Here is a 21,705-nt window from a genome sequence, read left to right on the forward strand (position 1 = left end):
TTGCATGAATCATCGGGACGGATAAAACAATGACATCGTCGATGGAACCGGATCATTCGGAAGGAGGGTGCGGCCAGGGCGTGGGAGCCCGGGTGGCGCGCAAGGAAGACGCCAGGCACCTGCACGGCAAGGGCCGCTTTGTCGCGGACATCGCCATGCCGGACCTGCAGGAGGTGGCCTTCCTGCGCAGCCCCGTGGCGCATGCCAGGCTGTTGTCCGTGACCAAGCCCGCGCGCCACGCGCAAGCGGTGATCGTGCGCGAGGACATGGCGGCGGCGCGGGACATCGTCGCGGATTCGGCGTTCCCGTCCTACCAGCCGTCGGCTCAGGCGCCGCTGGCCAGCGGCAAGGTGCGCTTTGTCGGCGAGCCCGTTGCCATGGCCTTTGCCCCCACGCGCGCCGAAGCCGAGGACATCGCCGAGCAGGTGGTGGCCGAGTTCGACGAGCTGCCCGCGCTGACCGACGTGGCGCAGGCCCGCCAGCTCGCTGGCGAGGTGCGCGTGCACGAACACTGGCGCGATAACACCTTCCTGACGCTGAATATCGACAAGAACTTCGAGGCGCGCCAGCGCGAGGCCTCCGTCGTCGTTCACCGCAAGGTCAACCTGGCGCGCCAGTGCATGGTGCCGATGGAGGGCAAGGCGGTGCTGGCCTACTGGGACCACCAGTTCGACCAGCTGGTGGTGTACAGCGCCACCCAGGTGCCGCATATGATCCGGACCATCCTGAGCCATTGCCTGGACCTGGACCAGGCGCGCGTGCGCGTGATCTCGCCGGACGTTGGCGGCGCCTTTGGCTACAAATGCGTGCTGCAGCAGGAAGAGCTCTGTATCGCCTGGCTGGCGCTGACCTACAAGCGGCCGTTCCGCTTTATCGAGGATCGGCGCGAGCACCTGACCGCCGGCGCCAACTCGCGCGAGCATCACTACGAGCTTACCGCCTATGCCGACAAGCGCGGCCGCCTGCTGGCGCTGGACGCGAACATTGCCATCGACGGCGGTGCCTATTCGGTCTGGCCATTCACCATCGGGCTGGAGCCGGGGCAGGCGATCGGCAACCTGCCCGGTCCCTATGCCTTCGACGGATACCGCTGCGAGACTACCTGCGTGGCCACCAACAAGCCGGGTTTCGTGCCGTATCGCGGTGTGGCCCGGACCGGCGTCTGTTTCGCCATGGAGCTGATGATCGACGCGATCGCGCGCGAGGTGGGACGCGAGCCGTGGGAAGTGCGCGTTGAAAACCTGGTGCCGCCGCAGTCCATGCCTTACGTCAACGTGACCAACAAGCACTTCGACGGCGGCGACTACCCGGCCAGCGTGCGCCAGGCGATGGAGATGATCGACCTGCCCGCGATCCGCGCGCGGCAGCAGGCGGGTCCGCAGGGCAGCCGCTATGTCGGCGTGGGCTTTGGCACCTACACCGAGCAGTCGGCGCACGGCACTTCCGTGTTCGCGGCCTGGGGCACGCCGGTGATCCCCGGCTTCGACTCGGCGACGGTGCGCATCACGCCGGACGGCGGGCTGGAGGTGCGCGTCGGCGTGCACTCGCACGGGCAGGGCATGGAGACTACCTTCGCGCAGATTGCCCACGAGATCCTGGGCATCGACATCGGACGGATCAAGCTGGTGCACGGCGATACCGGACTCACGCCGTTCTCCACCGGTACCTATGCCTCGCGCTCGCTGGTGATGTCGGGCGGCGCGGTGTCGCGGGCGTGCAAGGCGCTGCTGCCGCGGCTGCAGAAGATTGGCGCGCATATGCTGGGGCAGCGGGTGGAGGCGGTAACGTTTGCAGCCGGCGCGGTTCGTGCGGGCGATGCCGACGCCATCGACATCGGCCGTATTGCCGACGCCTGGTACATCAATCCCCACCTGCTGCCGCCCGATGTGGATGCGCAAGGGCTGGAGGTCACCATGGGCTTCAAGCCCGCGGTCGACACCGGCAGCTTCACCTACGCCACGCATGCGGTCGCGGTGGAAGTCGACACCGATTCCGGCCATGTCGAGATCCTGGACTACGTGGTGGTGGAGGACTGCGGCACCATGATCAATCCGATGGTGGTCGAGGGCCAGACCTATGGCGGCGTGGCACAGGGCATCGGCACCGCGATGTTCGAAGAGATGCGCTATGACGGCAACGGGCAGCCGCTGGCTTCCACGCTGGCGGACTACATGCTGCCCGGGCCGACCGAGATTCCGTCGATCCGCATCCATCATTTCGAGACGCCGTCGCCGCATACGGAATTCGGCGCCAAGGGCATGGGCGAGGGCGGTGCCATCGCACCGCCGGCGGCGATCTTCAATGCGGTGAACGACGCCTTGCGCGGCTTCGGCGTCGAACTTCAGGAGACGCCGCTGACCCCGAGAAAGATCCTTGAAGCGCTGGATGCGGCAGTGGCCGGCGCACAGAGCAAGAAGGCAGCCTGACCGATGAAAGCCGTCGCCTTTTCCTATCATGCGCCCGGCTCGCTGCCGGACGCGCTGGCCCGCCTTGGCGCGGGCACCGACGTGGCCAAGACCATGGGCGGAGGCCAGTCGCTCGGCCCGATGCTGAACCTGCGGCTGACCCGTCCTGACACGGTGGTCGATGTGTCGGGGCTGGCCGAACTGCGGCAAGTCGCGTCCACCCCCGATGGCATCCGCATCGGCGCCTGCGTGACCCATGCGCAGATCGAGGACGGCGTGTTCGCGCCGCTGCAGGGCACCATGCTGCAGGCCGTGGCGGGCGGCATTGCCTACCGCGCGATCCGCAACCGCGGCACCGTTGGCGGCAGCCTGGCCCATGCGGACCCGGCCGCGGACTGGGTCGTGGTGATGACCGCGCTGGGTGCGCGCATCGAGATTGCATCAGGCACCGGCACGCGCGAGGTGCCCATGGAAGCCTTCATGATCGGCGCCTACACCACGGTGCTGGCCGATGGCGAGCTGATCGCCGCCGTGCGCGTGCCGCACGCCACCGCGCACAGCCGCTGGGGCTACCAGAAGCTGTGCCGCAAGACCGGCGAGTTTGCCGAAGCCAGCTGCGCCGCGTACTTCGATGCCGGCTGCCGCTTCGCACGCATCGTGCTCGGCGCGCTGGACGGACCGCCGGTGGTGCTGCCCGGCCTCACGCGCGCGGTCGCCGCGCAAGGCGCCGCGGCGCTCACCGCCGGTGCCGTGGACGAAGCGGTGGCGCAGGCCGCGCCCGGCAAGGACGCCATCGACCGCAAGCTTTACCGTACCGTCGTGATGCGCTGCGTCACGCAAATGCTGAACTGAGGAGCGCCCGTGCAGACCATCGAATTCAGTGTCAACGGCCGCCGGGTTTCCGGCGCGTGCGCGGACCGGACGCACCTGGGCGACTTCCTGCGCGACACGCACCGGCTGACCGGCACCCACCTCGGCTGCGAGCACGGCGTGTGCGGCGCCTGCACCGTGCTGCTCGACGACAAGCCGGTGCGTTCGTGCATCACCTTCGCGGCTGCCTGCCAGGGCGCCGACATCGTCACCGTCGAAGGCTACCAGGACGATGCCGTGATGGCCGGCCTGCGCGCGGCGTTCAACCAGCACCACGCGCTGCAGTGCGGCTTCTGCACGCCGGGCATGCTGGCGACCGCGCGCGACATCGTGCTGCGCCTGCCCGACGCCGACGACGCCACCATCCGTCACGAGCTGTCGGGCAACCTGTGTCGCTGCACCGGCTATATGGGAATCGTCGCCGCCATCCGCTCGGTGCTGGACGCACGCCGCGCAACAGCCGGCGTGATTGCGCGGCACGCCGCGGGCGCGGCGCCGGCCGAAGCGCCGTTCACCGGTTTTGCCGTTGCGGACGAAGCGCTCGGCACGCTGCCTCACCTGGCCGCGGGCACCGGCGCCGAGGCGGAACGGTCAGCCGACCGCAAGGGCTGGTCGCGCATCGAAGGCGGCTTCACCGTCCCCTATACGCTCGACGCGGTATGGGCCTTCATGGCCGACCTGCCGGCCGTGGCAGGCTGCCTGCCGGGTGCGGTGCTCACTGAAATGGAGGGGGAGAAGGTCAAGGGCCATATCGCCATCAAGTTCGGCCCGATGTCCGCCAGGTTCGAAGGCGCCGCGCGCCTGCAGCGCGACGACGCGAACAAGCGCGGCGTGCTGAAGGGGGCGGGGCAGGACTCGCTCAGCAATTCCAAGGCCGCGGGCGACATCGCCTACCAGCTGAAGGCGCTTGCCGCGCACGAGACCGAGGTTGCGGTCGACCTGCAGTATTCGCTGCAGGGGCCGCTGGCGCAGTTCTCGCGGTCGGGGCTGGTGCGCGATTTCGTGCGGCGCATGATTGCGGATTTCGGCAAGTCGGTGGCGCGCCGGATGGACCCGACGCTGAGCGATGCCGAACGCAACCAGGCGGTACGCCTCAATCCCGCGGCGATGTTCTTCGGCGTGCTGTGGGAGCGGGTCAAACGGTGGTTCGGCGCCCGCTGAACCCGCCCTCCGGGCTGTCGCAACCCTTGCCCGCGTCAGCCCGGATGCACTACAACCAGTAGTGCGGTGGCAGTGGTCTTGCCGCCATTGGAGATCGCATGTGCGACATCGGCCGCATAGCGCGCGGTCTCGCCGTGCCTCAGCTTCTTTTCATCGGCACCCGCGCGCACTGTCATCGATCCGCTCAGCACAGACAGGTGTTCCTGGGTGCCGGCCTCGTGTGGCTCGGAGGCCAGCACGCCGCCGGCCTGGATGGTCAGCTCATACCACTCGAAGCGCCCGGCCAGGTCGATCGGGCCCAGGATGCGCAGGTCGCAGCGGGTATCAGGGCTTTTCAGCGACGGGATCGCGTGCGGCTGGACCACGGTGATGCCGCCGGCGGGGCGCTCAGCGGCGCCTCCGGCGAGGAAGTCCGTCAGGTTCACCCCAAGCGCATTGGCCAGGCGCCACAGCACCGCCACGGTGGGGTTGGCCAGGTTGCGTTCGATCTGCGACAGCATCGACTTGGAAACCCCGGCACGGCGTGACAGTTCATCGAGCGACAGCCGTTGCTGCTGGCGCAGCGCCTGCAGCGCCATGCCGACGGCGGGCGGGCCATCGGCCTGCGGGGTCTGGGCGAGGGCTTGCGTCATGGATTAATGTTCGTTATATTGCGCAAAATGTTCGATATACAGAACGTGTTCGATTTATCGATCGAATCCTAGCATATCCCTCGCACACCAACGGGAGCCAAGCCATGTCGAATGCCGAGGCATTCTATGCATCCATCCGTACCGAACTCGAAAGCATCCGCGCGGCGGGGCTGTTCAAGAACGAGCGCGTGATCGCCACGCCGCAGGGTGCGCGGGTGCGCACCACCGACGGCCGCGAGGTCATCAACCTGTGCGCCAACAACTACCTTGGCTTGTCGTCGCACCCGCAGGTGATCGAGGCCGCGCATGAAGCGCTGCGCACGCATGGCTTCGGGCTGAGCTCGGTGCGCTTTATCTGCGGCACGCAAGACCTGCACAAGACGCTGGAGGCGCGGCTGTCGGCCTTCCTCGGCACCGAGGACACCATCCTCTATGGCTCGGCCTTCGATGCCAATGGCGGTTTGTTCGAAACGCTGCTGGGCGCGGAAGACGCGGTCATCAGCGATGCGCTCAACCATGCCTCGATCATCGACGGCGTCCGCCTGTCCAAGGCGCGCCGCTACCGCTACCAGCACAACGACATGGACGACCTGCGCGTGCAACTGGAGCAGGCGCGGGCCGACGGCGCGCGCTACACGCTGGTGTTTTCCGACGGCGTGTTCTCGATGGACGGCACCGTGGCGCGGCTCGACGAGATGCGCGCGATCTGCGACGAGTACGGCGCGCTGCTGGGCATAGATGAATGCCATGCCACCGGTTTCATGGGCCAGCGCGGGCGCGGCACGCATGAGGCGCGCGGCGTGTTCGGCAAGATCGACATCATTACCGGCACGCTGGGCAAGGCGCTGGGTGGCGCCTCCGGCGGCTTCACCAGCGCGCGCAAGGAAGTGGTGGCACTGCTGCGCCAGCGTTCGCGGCCGTATTTGTTCTCCAACACCGTGGCGCCGGCCATCGTGGGCGCGTCGATCGCGGTGCTCGATATCCTGGAAGCCAGCACCGAGCTGCGCGACCGGCTGGAGGGCAATACCAGGTTCTTCCGCGCGGGACTGGACCGGTTGGGCTTCGACGTCAAGGCGGGCGACCACCCGATCATCCCGATCATGGTCTACGACGCCGACAAGGCGCAGCAACTGGCGCAGCGCCTGCTGGAGCTGGGCGTGTACGTGGTCGGCTTCTTCTACCCGGTGGTACCCAAGGGCCAGGCGCGCATCCGCGTGCAGATGAGCGCGCTGCATGACGAGGCCGCGCTGCAGGCGGCGCTGGATGCCTTCGGCCAGGCTGGCCGTGAACTGGGGCTGATCTGATGGAAGCTGGCAAACCGAAGATCCTGATTGTCGGCGCCAACGGCCAGATCGGGTCTGAACTGGCACTGGCGCTGGCCGAGCGCTACGGGCGCACCAACGTGATCACCTCCGACGTGGTGCCCACCGGCCGCCATGTGCATCTGACGCACGAGATGCTCAACGCCACCGACCGCGGCGAGCTGGCCACCGTGGTCGAGCGCCATGGCATCACCCAGGTCTACCTGCTGGCCGCCGCGCTGTCCGCCACCGGCGAAAAGGCGCCACAGTGGGCCTGGAACCTCAATATGACCAGCCTGCTCAATGTGCTGGAGCTGGCGCGGCAGACCGGGCTGGAGCGGGTGTTCTGGCCAAGCTCGATTGCAGCCTTCGGCCCGACCACGCCTGCCGGACAGACACCGCAGAAGACCGTGATGGAGCCCACCACGGTCTACGGCATCTCCAAGCAGGCGGGCGAGGGTTGGTGCCGCTGGTATCACGCCAACCACGGCGTGGATGTGCGCAGCGTGCGCTATCCGGGCCTGATCTCGCACAAGACGCCACCCGGCGGCGGCACCACCGACTATGCGGTCGACATCTTCCATGCGGCGGTGACGGGCGAGCCCTACACCTGCTTCCTGAAGGAAGACGAAGCCCTGCCGATGATGTATATGCCCGATGCGATCCGCGCCACCATCGAACTGATGGAAGCCCCGGCGGACAAGCTGAGCGAGCGCGGCAGCTACAACATCGCCGGCATGAGCTTCACGCCCGCGCAGATCGCCGCGGCCATCCGCGAGCAGGTGCCGGGCTTCCAGATCCGCTATGAACCCGACTATCGCCAGGCGATTGCGCAGGGCTGGCCGGATTCGATCGATGATTCGGTCGCGCGCGCGGACTGGGGGTGGAAGGCCCAGTATGGACTGAAGGAGATGGTCGCGGACATGCTTGCCAACCTGAAGGCCACGCTGGCGGGCTGAAGCGCTATGGCCCCAACGGGAAGCGCGTGCGCGCAGTGGCTCACGGGATCAGGCCGCGCGCGCGCCCCAGAGCCACCGCTTCCGTACGGCTTTGCGCGCCCAGCTTGGCATGGATGCGGCGCAGGTGCGACTTGACGGTCAGCTCGGACAGGAACAGCTTCTGCGCGATCACCCGATTGCGGTAACCCGCGGACAGCATGCGCAGCACTTCCAGTTCGCGCCCGGTCAGCGGGTCGGGCTGGTGCGCCGGTTCCGCCGGCGGTTCTGCGGCCGGCTTGGTCGAGCCTGCGTCGGTAAGCCGCGCGAGCAGGCTCGCGACAAAGGGCTCGGCCACGCCAAGCGCTGCTGCCTGTGCCAGATGGACACCTGCCCAGGCCCGCAGCAGCACGGCAACGCGTTCGCCTTCTTCCAGGAAGGAGCGCAGGAAGCCTTCATGGCTGGCCAGGCGCAGGGCTTCGGTCATTTCCTGCAGGGCGGCATCGCGCTGCTGCATGCCGTCGAGCGCGGTGGCGCGCAGGACGCGCAGCCGGATCAGGCGCCAGTAGCGCTGGCGTGCCAGTGCGGCGTCGATGGCGGCATCCAGCGCGGACAGCGCCGGCGCGATATTGCCGCGCGCTATGTCGAGCCGGCAGCGCGCGATGGAAGGCCGGTCGATGTCGTTGGCATGGCCGGTGGCGTCCAGCGCTTCCCAGCCGCCGTACAGGTCGGCCGCCTGCAACGCCTGCGATGCGGTTTCCAGCTTGCCTTCCAGCGTGGCGACGCGGGCCCGCTCCAGCCAGGCCGAGCACACGATGCGCGCGGTGCCGGACTGCTGTCCCAGTTGCTCCAGTTCAGCCAGGCGCTGCAGCCACTGGCCGCGGTCGCCGCGCGCCAGCGCAAGCCGCGCGCTCAGCACGTGACAGGCGATCAGCGAATCGGGCGGGCCGTTGCCCTTGCTGTAGGGCAGCGCATTGGCCAGCAGGCGCCCGGCCTCTTCCAGCGCATCGTGCTCATACAGCGCCAGTGCCCAGAACACGTCGCTGCCCGGGCTGTCGCCGGACGCGGCGCGCAGGCGCGCCAGCGCGTTGCCCAGGCGCCCCTGCACCAGGTCGATCACGCCCTCCAGCGTGTCGCTGAGGCTGCGTACCGGCTGGGGCTGCTGCGCGCGCAGCGTCGCCCGCGACAGCACGCTGCGCGCTTCGTCGTAGCGGTGCGTGCAGATCAGCGCGTAGGCCAGCGAATTGGCCAGGATGCGGTACTGGAAGGGCTCGTCGGGCGCCAGGCGGCGCAGGTGCGCGCCGGCGGCATCGCGGCAGGCCTCGACCTGGTCGGTCATGGCCAGCAGCACGCAGTGGATGGTCTGTGCTTCCACCCCCAGGCGCGCACGCTGGCTGTCGTCGCCGGGTTGCTCAAGTTCGGGCTGGAATGACGCCAGTGCGGCCATGGCTTCGGCGTGGCGCCGGTTGAGCAGCAGCACCCACGCGCGCGTCAGCGCCAGCGCCGGTTGCCGCGCCAGCGTTGCGGGATGGATCTGCTCGAACCAGCGCAACAGCAGGCGCACCCGGCCCGTGCCCAGCAGCGAGTCGGACTGGCTGGCAATGGCGCTGAGCGCCTCGTCATGACGGCCCGCCTGCAGCAGGTGGTCCACTGCGGGGATCGGGTAGCCGTGCTCCAGGTACCAGTGCGCGGCGGCCAGGTGCAGCGGCGCGACCCGATCCGGCGCCTGCACGGCCAGCCGGTGCTGCAGGAAGCTGGCAAAGAGCCGATGGTAGCGGTACCACGTGCGTTCGGCATCGAGCGGGAACAGCAGCAGGTTGGCGCGTTCGAGGTGATCCAGCATCGCGCGCGCGTCGGCGCGGCCGGTGAGGGCGTCGCATAGCGGCGCGCTCAGCTGCCCCAGCACGCTGGTTTCCAGCAGGAAGGCGCGGCACGCGTCGGACTGCCGCGCCAGGATGTCCTCGGCGAGGAATTCGCCCAGCTCCAGGTGAGTGCCGGAAAACACCGCGACGAAGGCGGCGTGGTCGCTGCACTGCTGCAGCGACAGCGCGGCCAGGTATATCGCGGTGGCCCAGCCTTCGGTGCGGCGATGCAGCGTGGCGATGTCGCTGTCGCGCAGCGGCAGGCCGCAGCGGCTGCGCAGCAGCTGCGCGGCCTCGTCGACGGAAAAATGCAGGGCGGCGGGCGGGATCTCCAGCAACTGCCCGCGCGCGCGCAGCCGGCCCAGGCCGATTTCCGGCGCGGTGCGCGAGCCGATCACCAGTATGCCGCAGGGCGGCATCGCCTCGATCAGCTGCTGCACCAGGTCCAGCGCCGGCAGGCTCTGCAAGGTCTCGAAATCATCCAGCATGATCGCGAACGGCTGCGCCGTGGCGCCCACCAGCCCCAGGATGCGCTGCGCCAGGCGCGGTCCGCTGGCCGGCTCCGGCGCTGCCGCGCCGCGCCGCTTGCCGCCGCGCAGCGCGTCCAGGCCGGCGTCCAGGTGGACCAGCAGCCGTTGCAGGTCATTGTCGCCCGCATCCAGGCGCAGCCACACCGTGGCTTGCTGCTGCGCTGCGCAATGCTCCGCGTATTGCTGCATCAGCGTGGTCTTGCCAAAGCCGGCCGCGGCCCGCACCAGGATCACGCGCGCAGCGCGGTCCTGCGCCATGCGCGCGACCAGGTGCGGCCGGCCGATCGTGGCGGGGTGCGCCACGGGGGGCGCGAGCTTGGAGGCGAGCACCGTCGGCAGCGGGCCGCCGCTCACGGCGTGGTTGGCAAAGGGATGCAATGCACTCTCCTGGGGGCGATGCCCGTCACCGCCACCCTGGCCCGTCTGTGGCAGACAAGATCATAAGTGCTGTATCGGGAATATTTTGGCGGGAGGGCATCAGGTCCGGGCGATTGTTCCACGGCCCTGAGGGTTGCGTCCTAGTTCGTTTGGACGATTCTGCCGGCTTGCCGAATTTCCTCCCTTCGATGGACGACAGCGGTGCCCGAGCCTCCTACATTGACCCGCACGCGCTCCCGGCAGCGGCCCGCAGAGGCTGGCCGGGTATGACACGGCAGGATGCCGGCACGGCACGAGGCCGGCTGCCGGAGACGAGACACAGGAGACAAGGTATGCAGCAAGGCAGGCGCAGGGTTCTGCAGCAAATGGGTCTGGGCGTCGCGGGTGCGGCGCTGGCAGGGGTTGGGCTGGGTGCGCGCGCGCAGGGTGGTGCGGGGGTGGATTTCCCGGCACGCACGGTGCGCATCGTGATGCCATACGCCGCGGGCGGGACCGGCGACGTGGTCGCGCGCATGGTCGCGGACGGCCTGGCCAAGGCATGGGGCAAGGCCGTGGTGGTGGACAACCGGCCGGGTGCCGGCGGCATGATCGGCGCGGACATGGTGGCCAAGGCAGAGCCGGACGGCTATACGCTGTTGTTCGCGCTGACCGGCCTGGTCCAGGCGCCGCTGCTGTACAGCAAGGCAAACTACAACGCAGTGCGTGACTTCGCGCCGATCTCTGAGCTGGCGACCTCCAACCTGGCGCTGGTGGTGCAGCCCGACGTGCCGGCGGCCAACGTGAAGCAACTGATCGACTACATCCGCAAGCTGGGCAAGCCGCTGCCGTATGGCAGCTACGGGCTGGGTTCCAGCGGGCATCTGCAGATGGAGGTCTTCGGCCGCAACGCCAGGGTTGAACTGACCCACGTGCCCTACAAGGGCGAGGGCCCGCTGGTCAACGACCTGCTTGGCGGACAACTGCCCGCCGGCGTCGTGGCCGCGGTCACCGCGCGCACGCATGCGCGCGCCGGCAAGCTCAAGGTGGTCGCCGTGGCCGGGCAGTCGCGCTCGCCGCTGCTGCCGGAGGTGCCGACCTTCCAGGAGGCGGGCGTGCCCGGGCTGGAGCGCCAGGGCTGGCTGGGCCTGTTCGCGCCGGCGGCGACGCCGCGCGCCGTGGTCGACAAGGTGTCTGCCGACGTCAACCGCGTGCTGGCCAACCCCGAGCTGCACACACGGCTGGTCGATCTCGGCATCATCGTCAAGGGAAGCTCGCCCGCGGCCTTTGCCGATGTCGTGAAGGTGGAGCAGACCTACTGGGCTGAAGCGATCCGGGCGTCCAATATCCGCCTGGACTGATGCGGCCCCGGCAGGGCATGGCGGCAGGCAGGGCCGGCTGGTGCGGGCGCCTGCCTGCCGCGCGTTTACTGGTAGGTCACTACCACCACGTACGCGTCCGGCGTGCCGCGTTGCCCGGCACGGGCGGGCTCGACGTCCAGCCTTGCCACGCCGATGCGGGCTTGCCCGGTCATCCGGGCAGGCGACAACGGCAACGGCGCCGAGACGATCTGCCCCGACGGCTGCTGGCAGCTCGCCTGCAACTGTCCGGCGGACGGACGGAAGCCGCAGGACGGGTACGAGATTCCCCCAAGGAACGTAATGGTGCCGGTATGCGCGGCAGCGGTGCCGATACCCGCGGCTGCCAGAACGCCCACTGCGACCAGCCGGCCGGCAACGCCGGCGGCCTTCCTGCTGAGTTCGACCGTTTTCATGACTACCCCTCTCTCTTATTGTCAGCGTGGCGCCGAGACAGGGCGCCTCTGAGAACCGGCACAGTGCAGGCCCACGGATCCGCGCGTGGGCCATATTCATCATAGCGACGGTTTCAGAACATTCTTAAGAGTTATGACACTTCTGTGACAATTGAGCCTGGGGACGGCCGCTGCCCTATCGCAGGATCAGCCGCGAGCGGGCAAAGCCTGCATGGGTGCGCAGCGCCTGCATCAGCTGGTCTGACGGCACGCGGTCGAGGTCGGTGACCACATAGCCGGTGTGGCCGCGCGTCTGCAGGTGCTGGCCGGTGATATTCACGCCTTCCTGCGCCAGCAGCGTGTTCAGTGCCGCCAGGGCGCCCGGCGCGTTGCCGTGCACATTGAGCAGCCGCGCCGGCGCGTGCAGCGGGCCGGGATCGACCTCGGGGAAGTTGACGGCGCCGATGGTGCCGCCGGTGGCCAGGAAGTGCGCCAGCTTGGCCGCCACTTCGGTGCCGATATTCTCCTGCGCCTCTTCGGTGCTGCCGCCCACGTGCGGGGTCAGCAGTACGTTGGGCATGTTCTGCAGTTCGCTGACGAAAGGATCGTTGTTGGTCTTCGGCTCCTCCGGGAACACGTCGATGGCGGCGCCGCCCAGGCGCTTCTCGCGCAGCGCCGCGGCCAGCGCGGCGATGTCCACCACGCTGCCGCGCGAGGCATTGATCAGGATCGCGCCCGGCTTGCAGGCGGCCAGGATGCGCGCATCGATCATATTGCGCGTGCGCGGCGTGGCTGGCACATGCAGGGTCACCACTTCGGCCTGCGACACCGCCTCTTCCAGCGATCCCGCGGCGCGCGCGGAACCGTGCGAGAGCCGCGCCAGCACGTCGTAGTAGACCACGCGCATGCCCATCGATTCGGCCAGCACGCCCACCTGCGAGCCGATATTGCCGTAGCCGACGATGGCGATGGTCTTGCCGCGCGCCTCGAACGCGCCGGCGGCGCCCTTGGCCCACTTGCCGGCGTGTGCCAGGGTGTTCTTCTCCGGAATCCGGCGCAGCAGCATCACCGCTTCCGACACCACCAGCTCGGCCACCGAGCGGGTGTTGGAGAAGGGCGCGTTGAACACCGGGATCCCGGCCGTGGTGGCGGCTTCCAGGTCCACCTGCGAGGTGCCGATGCAGAAGCAGCCAATCGAGAGCAGCTCGGGCGCGCTGCGGATGTCGTCGGCGCGCAGGTGGGTGGCAGAGCGGATGCCGACCACGTCGTGGCTGGCCAGCACCTGGCGCAGTTCGGCACCGGCCAGGGCGCCGGTGCGGCGCTCGACCTGCAGGCCGGCTTCAGCCAGCCGGGCATTGGCGCTCTGGTGGATGTTCTCGAGCAGGATCGCAGTGGTCACGTTTGTTTTCCGCATGGAGGGTTGGCGGCGCTTGCCGCATCGCCACCATTCTGCGCGCAAAAAAGCCCGTGGACCGGGGAGTCCCTGCTGCCGGCAATGGCACCGGCTGCCTCGCTGGCGTCGCTTCAGCGCGAGTGGCGCGCGTCGCCGCCGAGCGGGTCGACGATGATCATGGTCTGGCGCAGCACGCCGGCATCATCGAAGTAGCAGCTGAAATGCGCGGTCTGCAAGCCATCCTTGTACATGCGCCAGGACCAGGCTTCACGCTTCATCAGGGGGTAGTACTGGATGGGCTCGCGCGGCAGGCCAAAGTGCTCCTGCACGTCCTTCTTGGTCCAGGTCCCGACCTGGGCGCGGTAGATCTCCGTCTCGGTCAGCATCTGGCGATAGTTGGTGAGCTTGCCGCCGGCGTCGAAATCGGCGGCATAGACCTGATGGCCAAGGGGCTGGCGCGACCAGATCCAGCGGCTGGTGCCGTCGGCGAGGCGGTAGGTCTCGGTGGGGGATCCGAATGTACTGCGTACGGCACTTTCTGGGCTGCCGATCATTTGCTTGCCGGTCTGTTCCGGCTGCAAGGTCGCACAGGCTCCGAGCGAGCCGAGCACGACAGCGGCGACGCACAGTTCGCCGATACACCGGGATGGCGTGCGTGATTGCATGGCGCTCTCCTGCGGACGAGATGCCCGCATCCGGCCATTCTCCGTCCGCCAGGCCGGCCCGTGCAACACCGGCTGGTGCCGGGGGCAGGCGGGGCCGGCCGGTCAGTGCGGCGCCGGGCGCTGGCTCAGCAGCGGCCTTTCTTGGCTTGTCCCGGCGGGCAGAAGGACTCGTTGCCGTACGGGTCGACGCGGCAGTTGCCCTTCTTTGCCTGCCCCGGCGGGCAGCCCTGGGGGCCGCTGCCGTAGGTGTCATAAGGGGCTACCACGCAGCCACCCAGCAGTGCGCTGCAGGCGACCAGAAGGGCCAGAGCGGATTTCATCGCATTCTCCTTGTTGTGGGGGATTCCGTTTGCGACAGGAGAATAGATGGTGGCAGCGCCTTTGTCTGTAAGGAATAGTGAAAACGAGTCCGCTCAGGGTGAATGCCGGCTACTTGCCCGCGCCGCCGGCGGGGCGCTTCCCGGCTGGCCGGGGCCGGCGCACCGCACGGATTTTGCCGCTGTTGCCGCCGCCGCAGAAGAACTGGTCGCCGCCATCGGACTCCAGCCCCGACACGCTCGCGCCGGCCGGCATGGTGACCGATTCCAGCACCGCGCCCGATTGCGGGTCGATGTGCCGCAGCTCGCTCTGGTCACCTTCCCAGGTGCCGTGCCAGAGCTCGGCATCGACCCAGGTGACGCCGGTGACAAAGCGGTCGGACGTGATGGTGCGCAGGATCGCCCCCGTCTGTGGATCGACCTGGCGGATCTTCCGCTCCCGGTACTGGCCCACCCACAACGTGCCTTCGGCCCAGGCAAGCCCCGAGTCGCCGCCGCCGCCCGGCGCGGGGATCGTGGCCAGCACGCGGCCGCTTTGCGGATCGATCTTCTGGATCCGGTCCTCGGCAATCTGGTACAGGTGCTGGCCGTCGAAAGCAGTACCGGCATGGGCGGCGACATCGAGCGAGCGCAGCGTCCTGCCGGTGACCGGATCCAGGGCATTGAGCTTGTCTCCGCTGGCAAACCAGACCCGCTGGCCGTCATAGCTGACACCGTGGACGTTCTCGACGCCGGGGAAGGGACCATACTCGCGAAGCACTTCGGCTTGTGATCGTTTCATGCTGTCATCCTTTTGGTTTGGGGATGGCTACATGCTAGTCAACCGGCAGCGGCGAGGGGAGTAACAAGGTCGTCGTGAATCCCGGCACCGGCGGCGTCATCCAGCGGCGCGCACGCCCGTGGCCAAGGGACTGGATCTTGCCGGCTGCCGCCAGCGTTTCCAGTGCCCGCTGCACCGAGCGCTGGCTGGCACCCAGCGCCAGCGCGAGAGCGGAGCTGGACCATGACTCGCCATCGGCCAGCAAGGCGAGCACTGCCGCGTGCTTCTCTTCCACCGGCCGCGCCAGCACCACCACCTCGCGCGCGTGGTGCGGCACCAGCGCGAAGCCGCGCCCGCTTGCCGTGACGCCGGCAAATGCGCCAAGCACCGCGCGCAGCCGCCCGATCTCGACACGCAGCCGCGCGCGGTGCGATGCATCGGCGTGCCTGGTGCGGAAGGCGTGCGCGATCAGCGTGTCCCGGGGCACGTCGGCGGGCCAGGCCTCGGCCAGCGCGCGCGCCAGCGTGAACAACACCGGCCGCCTGGCGAGCGGGACCGTGGTGCCAGCGCAGCGCACGGCATAGCGGCACGCGTCCACGACCAGCGCTTTCGATGCCAGCAGCGCTTCGACTTCCTCAAGCAGCAGCGGCCGTTCCTCGCCGCGCGCGATGCGGCGTGCCGCGGGGCTGTGCAGCGCCTGGGCCGCGCTTTCGACCTCGGCGCGCAAGGATGGAATGCCGGCGCGCTGCGCCGCGTGCGCGGCCTGTGCCAGCGCGGTGCGCGCCGGCCGGGTCTGCACGCGCCGCATCGCGATGCCCGCCACGATCAGGGCATGGGTTGTGCGCAATGCGGGCGGGAAGGGAGTGGGGTCAAGCCCGGCAAGCGCCTGCTCGGCGTCGTCGATGCGGCCGATCAGCAGCAGCCGCCGGATCGCGAGATACCGCGCATGGGCGGCGTTGACCCAGTCGCCGTGCGCTTCAAGGGTGGCGCGCGCACGGTCCAGCGTCTTTGCCGGCCAGCCCAGGTCGCGCGAGGCAAAGGCGATTTCCGTTTCGGCCACCAAGCACCTGGCGCGCGCTACGGCTTCGCGCGGACCGAAGGCGCGCGCCGCGCTGCGCAACAGTGCCCGGGCGCGGATAAAGTCGCCCAGTTGCGCCATGGCGATGCCGCGCAACGCCAGCGCCGGCGGATCGTCGCGCAGGGCAACCCGGTTCAGCGCGCCAAGCGGATCACCCGCGGCAAGCGCGAGCGCCGCGGCGGCAATGCGTGAGTCCATCCGAATCCCGCCAGAAATCCCGCCACACTTGTCACTCCCACCGTTGGAAGCCGGCGCCTAATCTAGCACACGAACACCAACCAACGGAGGGATGCACGATGACCACACACAGCACCGGAACCCGTGAAGCATGGCTGGCCGCGCGGCGTGAACTGCTCGAGGCCGAGAAGGATCTCACCCGACGCAGCGATGAACTGGCACGGCAGCGCCAGGCCTTGCCGTGGGTTCGAATCGACAAGCCCTACCGGTTCGAGACCGCGGCGGGCAGCGCCTCGCTGGCAGACTTGTTCCAGGGACGTTCGCAACTGCTGGTCTACCACTTCATGTTCGGCCCGGACTACCAGGCAGGGTGCCCGTCCTGCTCCGCGATTGCGGACGGGTTTGACGGCTTTGTCGTCCACCTGGCGCATCACGACGTCACGCTGGCCGCGGTGTCGCGGGCACCGTTGGCGAAGTTGCAGGCGTACCAGCGGCGCATGGGCTGGACCTTCCCGTGGGCATCGTCGCAGGGCAGCGACTTCAACACGGACTTCAACGTCTGGTTCAGCGAAGCGCAACAACGCCAGGGCGATATCGACTACAACTACCGGCGCGAGGCGGCATTCGCCTGGCGACCTGAACTGGAGGCCGGCGGCGCAGCGGCCGAGGCCCAGTTTGCTGCCATGTGCGGCACCGATGCCGCAACGTACCAGCGCGACCGGCCGGGCATGAGCGCCTTCGCGCTGGAAGATGGCGTTGTGTACCACACCTATTCCACCTATGCGCGCGGGCTGGATGGCCTGTGGGGCATGTACCAGTGGCTGGATCGCGCACCGCGCGGACGCAACGAGGCCGGGGTCTGGTGGCGCCGGCACGATGAATACGAGCAGGGCTGAGGCATTCCATGTCCATCGTACTCACCACGCACAGGCTGGCGCGCTCACGCGGCACCGGCCCGCGCCTTGCCTTCTTTGGCATCGTGGCCGTGCTATTCATCGCCGGCGGGGCGGCGACACTCGCCTGGCATGCATCCATGCCGGCGATGAGCGCGATGCCGATGCCCGGCGGCTGGACCATGTCGATGGCGTGGATGCGGATGTGCGGCCAGACCTGGGCCCGCACGGCAATGGCCTTCCTCGGCATGTGGATCGCCATGATGGTGCCGATGATGCTGCCCTCACTGGCACCGATACTGTGGCGCTACCGCCAGGCCCTGGCGACGGCAGGGCAGGTGCGCCCGGGCATGTCGACGGTATTGGCGGGCGCCGGCTACTTCTTCGTGTGGGGCATGGTGGGCTTCGCCGTTTTCCCGGTTGGCGCTGCGCTGGCGGCGATAGCCGTGCAGGCGCAGGGCCTGGCGCGCGCGGTTCCGCTCGCCACGGCGGTGGTCTTGGTGATGGCAGGCGTGCTGCAGTTCACCCCGTGGAAAGCACGGCAGCTTGCCTGCTGCACCAACGCAGCGGGCCGCACGCGCGCACTGCCGGCGGATGCCGGCTCGGCGTGGCGCCATGGCCTGCGGCTGGGCCTGCACTGCACCCGGTGCTGTGCGGGCCTGACTGCGGCATTGCTCGTCATGGGCGTGATGGACCTGCGCGTGATGGCAGCGGTGATGTTGGCGATGACGCTCGAACGATGGATGCCGGCAGGTGCGCGCGTGGCCAGGCTTGCGGTACGGCTTACCGGGGCCGTCCTGGTCGGCGTGGGCGTGGCTACGCTTGTGCAGGCAGGTTGGGGCGGATGACGGCGGGGTACTAGTGTCCTGTTCCGCAGATAGCTTGCCATGAAATCGCCCAGTTGGCCGCCATGCGTCGCTGCTCGTCGTTGCCATAGCTACGGCTATGGCGCCTCCTCGCGCCTAGCCTGACGACCAACTGGACGATTTCACGTTGGCAAGCTATCTGCGGAACAGGACACTAGCCCAGCGCGACCGCGAACAGCGCCGCAATCAGCGGCCGCTCCTTGCGCACCTCCAGGCAGCACAGCGAGTAATCGATCGACAGCAGCGGCTCGTCGACCGGCACCACCTGCAGGCCCGGCAGCGGGATGCATTCGATCTGCGTGACGAAGCTGATGCCCATGCCATTGGCCACTGCATGCAGGATGGCCTCGCGGCTGTTGATCTCCATCACGCAGTTCAGCGCCACGCCATGCTGTGCGCACGCGCGTTCAACCCGGAGCCGGGTCTTCGAGCCCGGCTCGCGCAGGATCACGGCTTCGCCGGCGACCTCCTGCACCGTGATCGAAGCGCGCGCGGCCAGCGGATGGCCGGCCGGCATCACGGCAACGATGCGCTCTCTCCGATACGGCGCGATATGCAGGCCATCGACCGGATCGGGCTCGGCCAGGATGCCGACGTCGATATCGAAATCCTGCAGGCCGCGCAGCACCGAGGCTTCCGAGCCGATGGTGACCGTCAGTTCCAGCGAAGCATGGGTGGAACGGAAACTACGCGCCAGCCCCAGCGCGATCGGCGGTGACACCGCGCCCACGCGCACCAGCCCGGTCTTGAGCTTGTGCGCGCTCTGCAGGAACTGCATGGCCTCTGCTTCCTGCCCGAACAAGCCCTGGGTGATGGCGTAGAGCCGCTCGCCGGTGTCGGTCAGGCGCACGGTGCGGCCTGCGCGCAGGAACAGCTCCACGCCGAAGCGCGTCTCCAGCGCCTTGACCTGGTCGGTCACGGTCGGCTGCCCGATATGCAGGTATTGCGCCGCGGCAGTAAAGCCGCCCGTCCGGGCGACCGCATGGAAGCAGCGGATCGACTTGTAGTACTGGTGGAACATGGGGTCTCGATGGGAGCTGGCCGCCGTTCTGCGCGGCGTGTGCGGCGAGTCTCCCACAGACGCGTGCCGTTGCGTACAGGGTTTCCCCGAGGCCGGCAGCGTGCCGGCGATCCATCGGTTTTGGCGCACCTCGCCGTCAAAGATGCGATTGGACCGGGGGTTTGGCGTCTCCCAAACTTCAGCCACCAGGAAACGCGGCTCAAGCCGCCGCCCAGGCTACCCAGAAAAGAAGTGAGGAGACCCCATGAACCATGCCTACCACAACCCCGTGTCGATCCATTGCGGGGCTGGCAGCCTTGACCGGCTCCCGGCCCTGCTGCACGGCCGGCGCGTCGTCGTCGTGACCTTTCCCGAAGCGCGTGCGCTGGGACTGGTGGCGCGGCTTGAAGCCCTGCTGGGCGCAGACCTTGCCGGGCTGATCGAAGACGTGCAGCCGAACCCGGATGTCGCCCAGTTGTCCGGCCTGTACAACCGCTTCTGGGAAGACGCCGACGCCTGCGACGCCATCGTTGCGGTCGGTGGCGGCAGCGCGATCGATACCGCCAAGGCGTTGATGGTAGGGACCAGGTCGGGCCGGTTCGATTCGCTGATCAGCCTGCTGGCGACCGGCAAGGCGTTCACGCCGGCGCAGGTCAAGCCGCTGATCGCGGTGCCGACGACTGCCGGCACCGGCAGCGAAGTGACGCCCTGGGCCACCATCTGGGACGCCGCGAACCAGAAGAAGTACTCGCTTCACCTGCAGGCAACCTGGCCCGAAGCGGCCATCGTGGATGCGGAGCTGATGATGTCGGTGCCGCGGGACACCACGATCTCCACCGGGCTCGATGCCCTGTCCCACGCGCTGGAATCGATCTGGAACGTCAACGCCAACCCGGTTTCCGACACCTTCGCGATTTCGGCGGTGGAGGACATCTTCGACACCTTGCCGGAACTGGTGCGCAACCTGGACGACATTGGCCTGCGTGAGCGCATGGCGCTGGCCGCCCTCAAGGCCGGACTGGCGTTCTCCAATACCAAGACGGCACTTGCGCACTCCATCTCCTACGAAATGACGCTGCGCCATGGCCTGCCGCACGGCATCGCGTGCTCGTTCACGCTGCCGATGGTGCTTGAAAAGGCGTGGGCACGCCGGCCCGACCGCGACCGCACGCTGCAGCGGCTGTTCGGGCCGGTGCTGGGCGACGGGCAGCAGCGGCTGCGCGCCTTCCTGCAGGACCTGGGCGTGAAGACCGAGTTTGCCGACTACGGCGTCTCCGACGACGAGGCCGGCGCCATGATCGCGCGTGCGCTGGACGGCGCCCGGGGCAAGAACTTCATCGGCGCTGTGCCGGCCTAGTAGCACGACCCCCGGCCGACGGGTGCAGCCGGCCAACACGAGCCCGCAATACGGGCCGACAATACAAGAGGAGACAAAAATGGAAACTGCCGATCGCATCCAGGCAGGGGCGTTCGTCGCTCCGGCCGAGCATTCGTTCCGGCGCGCCCAGTGGCGCATGCTGCTGGCCGCGATGTTCTGCTACTTCTTCTTCTACACGGGGCGGCAGACCTTTGGCTTCGCCATTCCCGGCATCCAGCAGGAATTCGGGTTTTCCAAGGAAGCGCTGGGCTGGGCCTCCACCTGCCTGCTGTGGTGCTACGCCATCGGGCAGGCCATCAACGGCAACCTGGGTGACAAGTTCGGCGGCCGCCGCGTGATGACCGCCGGCGCGATCCTGTCGTGCGCGGCCAACTGGGTGGTCAGCTTCGCCGTCGGCTTCAAGAGCCTGGCGATTCCCTGGGGCATCAACGGCTACTTCCAGGCCCTTGGCTGGGCGCCCGGCAGCCGGCTGCTGTCGAACTGGTGGGGCGCCGAAGAGCGCGGCAAAGTCTACGGCTTCTACGTGTTCGCGGCCGGCTGCGCCTCGGTGCTGTCGTTCGTCACCTCGATCGTGGTCGTGAATATCCTGCACCTGGACTGGCGCTGGATCTTCCGCCTGCCGGTGCTGCTGATGCTGGTGGGCGGCATCACCTTCTTCCTGATCGTGCGCGAGCGGCCGGAAGACCTTGGCTTCAAGTCGCCCGATACCGGCGTTGCCAAGGCCGAGGGTGCGGAGAAGGCTACCGCAGTCGAGACCGATGCCGGCGAAAGCTCCTGGTCGCGCTACAAGGCCGTGCTGCGCAACCCGCGGCTTCTGATCGCGGGCCTGTCGATCGGTTTCCAGAATGCCGCGCGCTATGGCCTGATCGTCTGGGTGCCGGTCCACTTCCTGGGCAAGAACTGGAAGAGCGCCGAGACCCTGATCGACCCGGCCTGGATCTCGGTGGCGCTGCCGGTGGGCATGGCCTTCGGCGCGCTGTCCAACGGCTGGATTTCCGACCGCCTGTTCGGCTCCAGCCGCAGCAAGGCCATCATGCTCTACATGGTGCTGGGTGCGATTGCCTCGATGATCATGTACCAGCTGCCCACGGGCATGGGCGCGATCGTCGCGCTGTTCCTTGCCGGCTTCTTCGTGTACGGCCCCGCCTCGTCCTTCTGGGCGCTGTGCCCGGACCTGGTCGGCGCCAAGCGGGCCGGCACCGCCACCGGTATCCTGAACTTCTTCTCGTACCTGCTCGCAGGCCTGGGCGAACCCCTGATCGGCCGCATCCTGGACCAGTCCGGCAATACCTCGCTGGTGTTCCCGATCGTGGCAACCAGCTGCATCATCAGCGCCGTGATCGCGGCCTTCATCCGCCGCTGAGCGCGCCGGGCC

The 21,705-nt window shown here is 68.4% G+C and carries 19 protein-coding genes; 10 read left to right on the top strand and 9 right to left on the bottom strand.

All coding sequences use genetic code 11. The features are described from left to right. The first annotated feature begins 29 nt into the window (after positions 1–29). Genes I6H87_RS22845 through I6H87_RS22855 form a run of 3 tightly spaced genes read left to right on the top strand, consistent with a single transcriptional unit; the run spans position 30 to position 4,436 of the window. On the top strand, positions 30–2,426 hold the full coding sequence (locus I6H87_RS22845) for a xanthine dehydrogenase family protein molybdopterin-binding subunit (RefSeq protein ID WP_011616815.1): 2,397 nt from the start codon (positions 30–32) through the stop codon (positions 2,424–2,426). A 3-nt stretch (positions 2,427–2,429) separates the two neighbouring features. Beyond that, a complete protein-coding gene (locus tag I6H87_RS22850) occupies positions 2,430–3,257 on the top strand; it encodes an FAD binding domain-containing protein (protein ID WP_011616816.1) in 828 nt (275 codons plus the stop codon). A gap of 9 nt (positions 3,258–3,266) precedes the next feature. Then, positions 3,267–4,436, top strand: coding sequence for a xanthine dehydrogenase family Fe-S subunit (locus I6H87_RS22855; RefSeq protein ID WP_011616817.1), 1,170 nt, complete (start codon positions 3,267–3,269; stop codon positions 4,434–4,436). A 35-nt stretch (positions 4,437–4,471) separates the two neighbouring features. On the opposite strand, the gene I6H87_RS22860 is transcribed toward I6H87_RS22855, so the two are convergent. Then, positions 4,472–5,068, bottom strand: a complete 597-nt coding sequence (locus tag I6H87_RS22860; RefSeq protein WP_010813494.1) for a helix-turn-helix domain-containing protein — start codon at positions 5,066–5,068, stop codon at positions 4,472–4,474. Positions 5,069–5,172: 104 nt separating this feature from the next. On the opposite strand from I6H87_RS22860, the gene kbl reads away from it, so the two are divergent. Beyond that, positions 5,173–6,372: a glycine C-acetyltransferase gene (gene kbl, locus I6H87_RS22865; RefSeq protein WP_011616818.1), complete on the top strand. Its 1,200-nt coding sequence runs from the start codon at positions 5,173–5,175 to the stop codon at positions 6,370–6,372. Then, positions 6,372–7,328, top strand: coding sequence for an L-threonine 3-dehydrogenase (locus I6H87_RS22870; protein WP_010813492.1), 957 nt, complete (start codon positions 6,372–6,374; stop codon positions 7,326–7,328). The genes kbl and I6H87_RS22870 overlap by 1 nt, the downstream gene beginning before the upstream one ends. Positions 7,329–7,368: 40 nt before the next feature. Here I6H87_RS22870 and I6H87_RS22875 read toward each other — a convergent pair whose 3' ends face one another. Further along, on the bottom strand, positions 7,369–10,074 hold the full coding sequence (locus tag I6H87_RS22875) for a winged helix-turn-helix domain-containing protein (protein ID WP_011616819.1): 2,706 nt from the start codon (positions 10,072–10,074) through the stop codon (positions 7,369–7,371). A 332-nt stretch (positions 10,075–10,406) separates the two neighbouring features. Here I6H87_RS22875 and I6H87_RS22880 point away from each other — a divergent pair, with 332 nt between their 5' ends. Then, positions 10,407–11,411, top strand: a complete 1,005-nt coding sequence (locus I6H87_RS22880) for a Bug family tripartite tricarboxylate transporter substrate binding protein (RefSeq protein WP_041688024.1) — start codon at positions 10,407–10,409, stop codon at positions 11,409–11,411. A gap of 65 nt (positions 11,412–11,476) precedes the next feature. On the opposite strand, the gene I6H87_RS22885 is transcribed toward I6H87_RS22880, so the two are convergent. The 6 genes from I6H87_RS22885 to I6H87_RS22910 form a co-directional block, all read right to left on the bottom strand. Then, on the bottom strand, positions 11,477–11,824 hold the full coding sequence (locus tag I6H87_RS22885) for a hypothetical protein (protein WP_011616821.1): 348 nt from the start codon (positions 11,822–11,824) through the stop codon (positions 11,477–11,479). Positions 11,825–11,999: 175 nt separating this feature from the next. Next, positions 12,000–13,217: a phosphoglycerate dehydrogenase gene (serA, locus tag I6H87_RS22890; protein ID WP_011616822.1), complete on the bottom strand. Its 1,218-nt coding sequence runs from the start codon at positions 13,215–13,217 to the stop codon at positions 12,000–12,002. Between the two features lie 110 nt (positions 13,218–13,327). After that, entirely contained in the window at positions 13,328–13,861 is a 534-nt protein-coding gene (locus tag I6H87_RS22895; protein WP_010813487.1) for a hypothetical protein, read from the bottom strand. A 125-nt stretch (positions 13,862–13,986) separates the two neighbouring features. Beyond that, positions 13,987–14,181, bottom strand: coding sequence for a lipoprotein (locus tag I6H87_RS22900; RefSeq protein WP_010813486.1), 195 nt, complete (start codon positions 14,179–14,181; stop codon positions 13,987–13,989). Between the two features lie 109 nt (positions 14,182–14,290). Next, the gene (locus tag I6H87_RS22905; RefSeq protein WP_011616823.1) at positions 14,291–14,959 is read right to left on the bottom strand and encodes a Vgb family protein; all 669 of its coding nucleotides are present in this window, start codon (positions 14,957–14,959) and stop codon (positions 14,291–14,293) included. Between the two features lie 34 nt (positions 14,960–14,993). Then, complete coding sequence (locus I6H87_RS22910) at positions 14,994–16,214, bottom strand: hypothetical protein (protein ID WP_011616824.1); 1,221 nt, start codon at positions 16,212–16,214, stop codon at positions 14,994–14,996. Positions 16,215–16,312: 98 nt separating this feature from the next. Between I6H87_RS22910 and I6H87_RS22915 the strand changes: the two genes are divergently transcribed. Together I6H87_RS22915 and I6H87_RS22920 are read left to right on the top strand one after the other, a co-directional pair. Further along, positions 16,313–17,089, top strand: coding sequence for a DUF899 domain-containing protein (locus tag I6H87_RS22915; RefSeq protein WP_011616825.1), 777 nt, complete (start codon positions 16,313–16,315; stop codon positions 17,087–17,089). Between the two features lie 8 nt (positions 17,090–17,097). Beyond that, the gene (locus I6H87_RS22920; protein ID WP_011616826.1) at positions 17,098–17,934 is read left to right on the top strand and encodes a DUF2182 domain-containing protein; all 837 of its coding nucleotides are present in this window, start codon (positions 17,098–17,100) and stop codon (positions 17,932–17,934) included. Positions 17,935–18,106: 172 nt separating this feature from the next. On the opposite strand, the gene I6H87_RS22925 is transcribed toward I6H87_RS22920, so the two are convergent. Further along, positions 18,107–18,973, bottom strand: coding sequence for a LysR substrate-binding domain-containing protein (locus tag I6H87_RS22925; protein ID WP_010813481.1), 867 nt, complete (start codon positions 18,971–18,973; stop codon positions 18,107–18,109). A 244-nt stretch (positions 18,974–19,217) separates the two neighbouring features. On the opposite strand from I6H87_RS22925, the gene psrA reads away from it, so the two are divergent. Continuing rightward, positions 19,218–20,309 carry an iron-containing alcohol dehydrogenase PsrA gene (gene psrA, locus I6H87_RS22930; protein WP_011616827.1) on the top strand — a complete coding sequence of 364 codons (1,092 nt, stop codon included), beginning with the start codon at positions 19,218–19,220 and terminating at the stop codon, positions 20,307–20,309. Between the two features lie 79 nt (positions 20,310–20,388). Beyond that, complete coding sequence (locus I6H87_RS22935; RefSeq protein WP_010813479.1) at positions 20,389–21,693, top strand: MFS transporter; 1,305 nt, start codon at positions 20,389–20,391, stop codon at positions 21,691–21,693. Positions 21,694–21,705 lie beyond the last annotated feature (12 nt).

This window comes from Cupriavidus necator (genome assembly GCF_016127575.1).
GTDB lineage: Bacteria > Pseudomonadota > Gammaproteobacteria > Burkholderiales > Burkholderiaceae > Cupriavidus > Cupriavidus necator_D.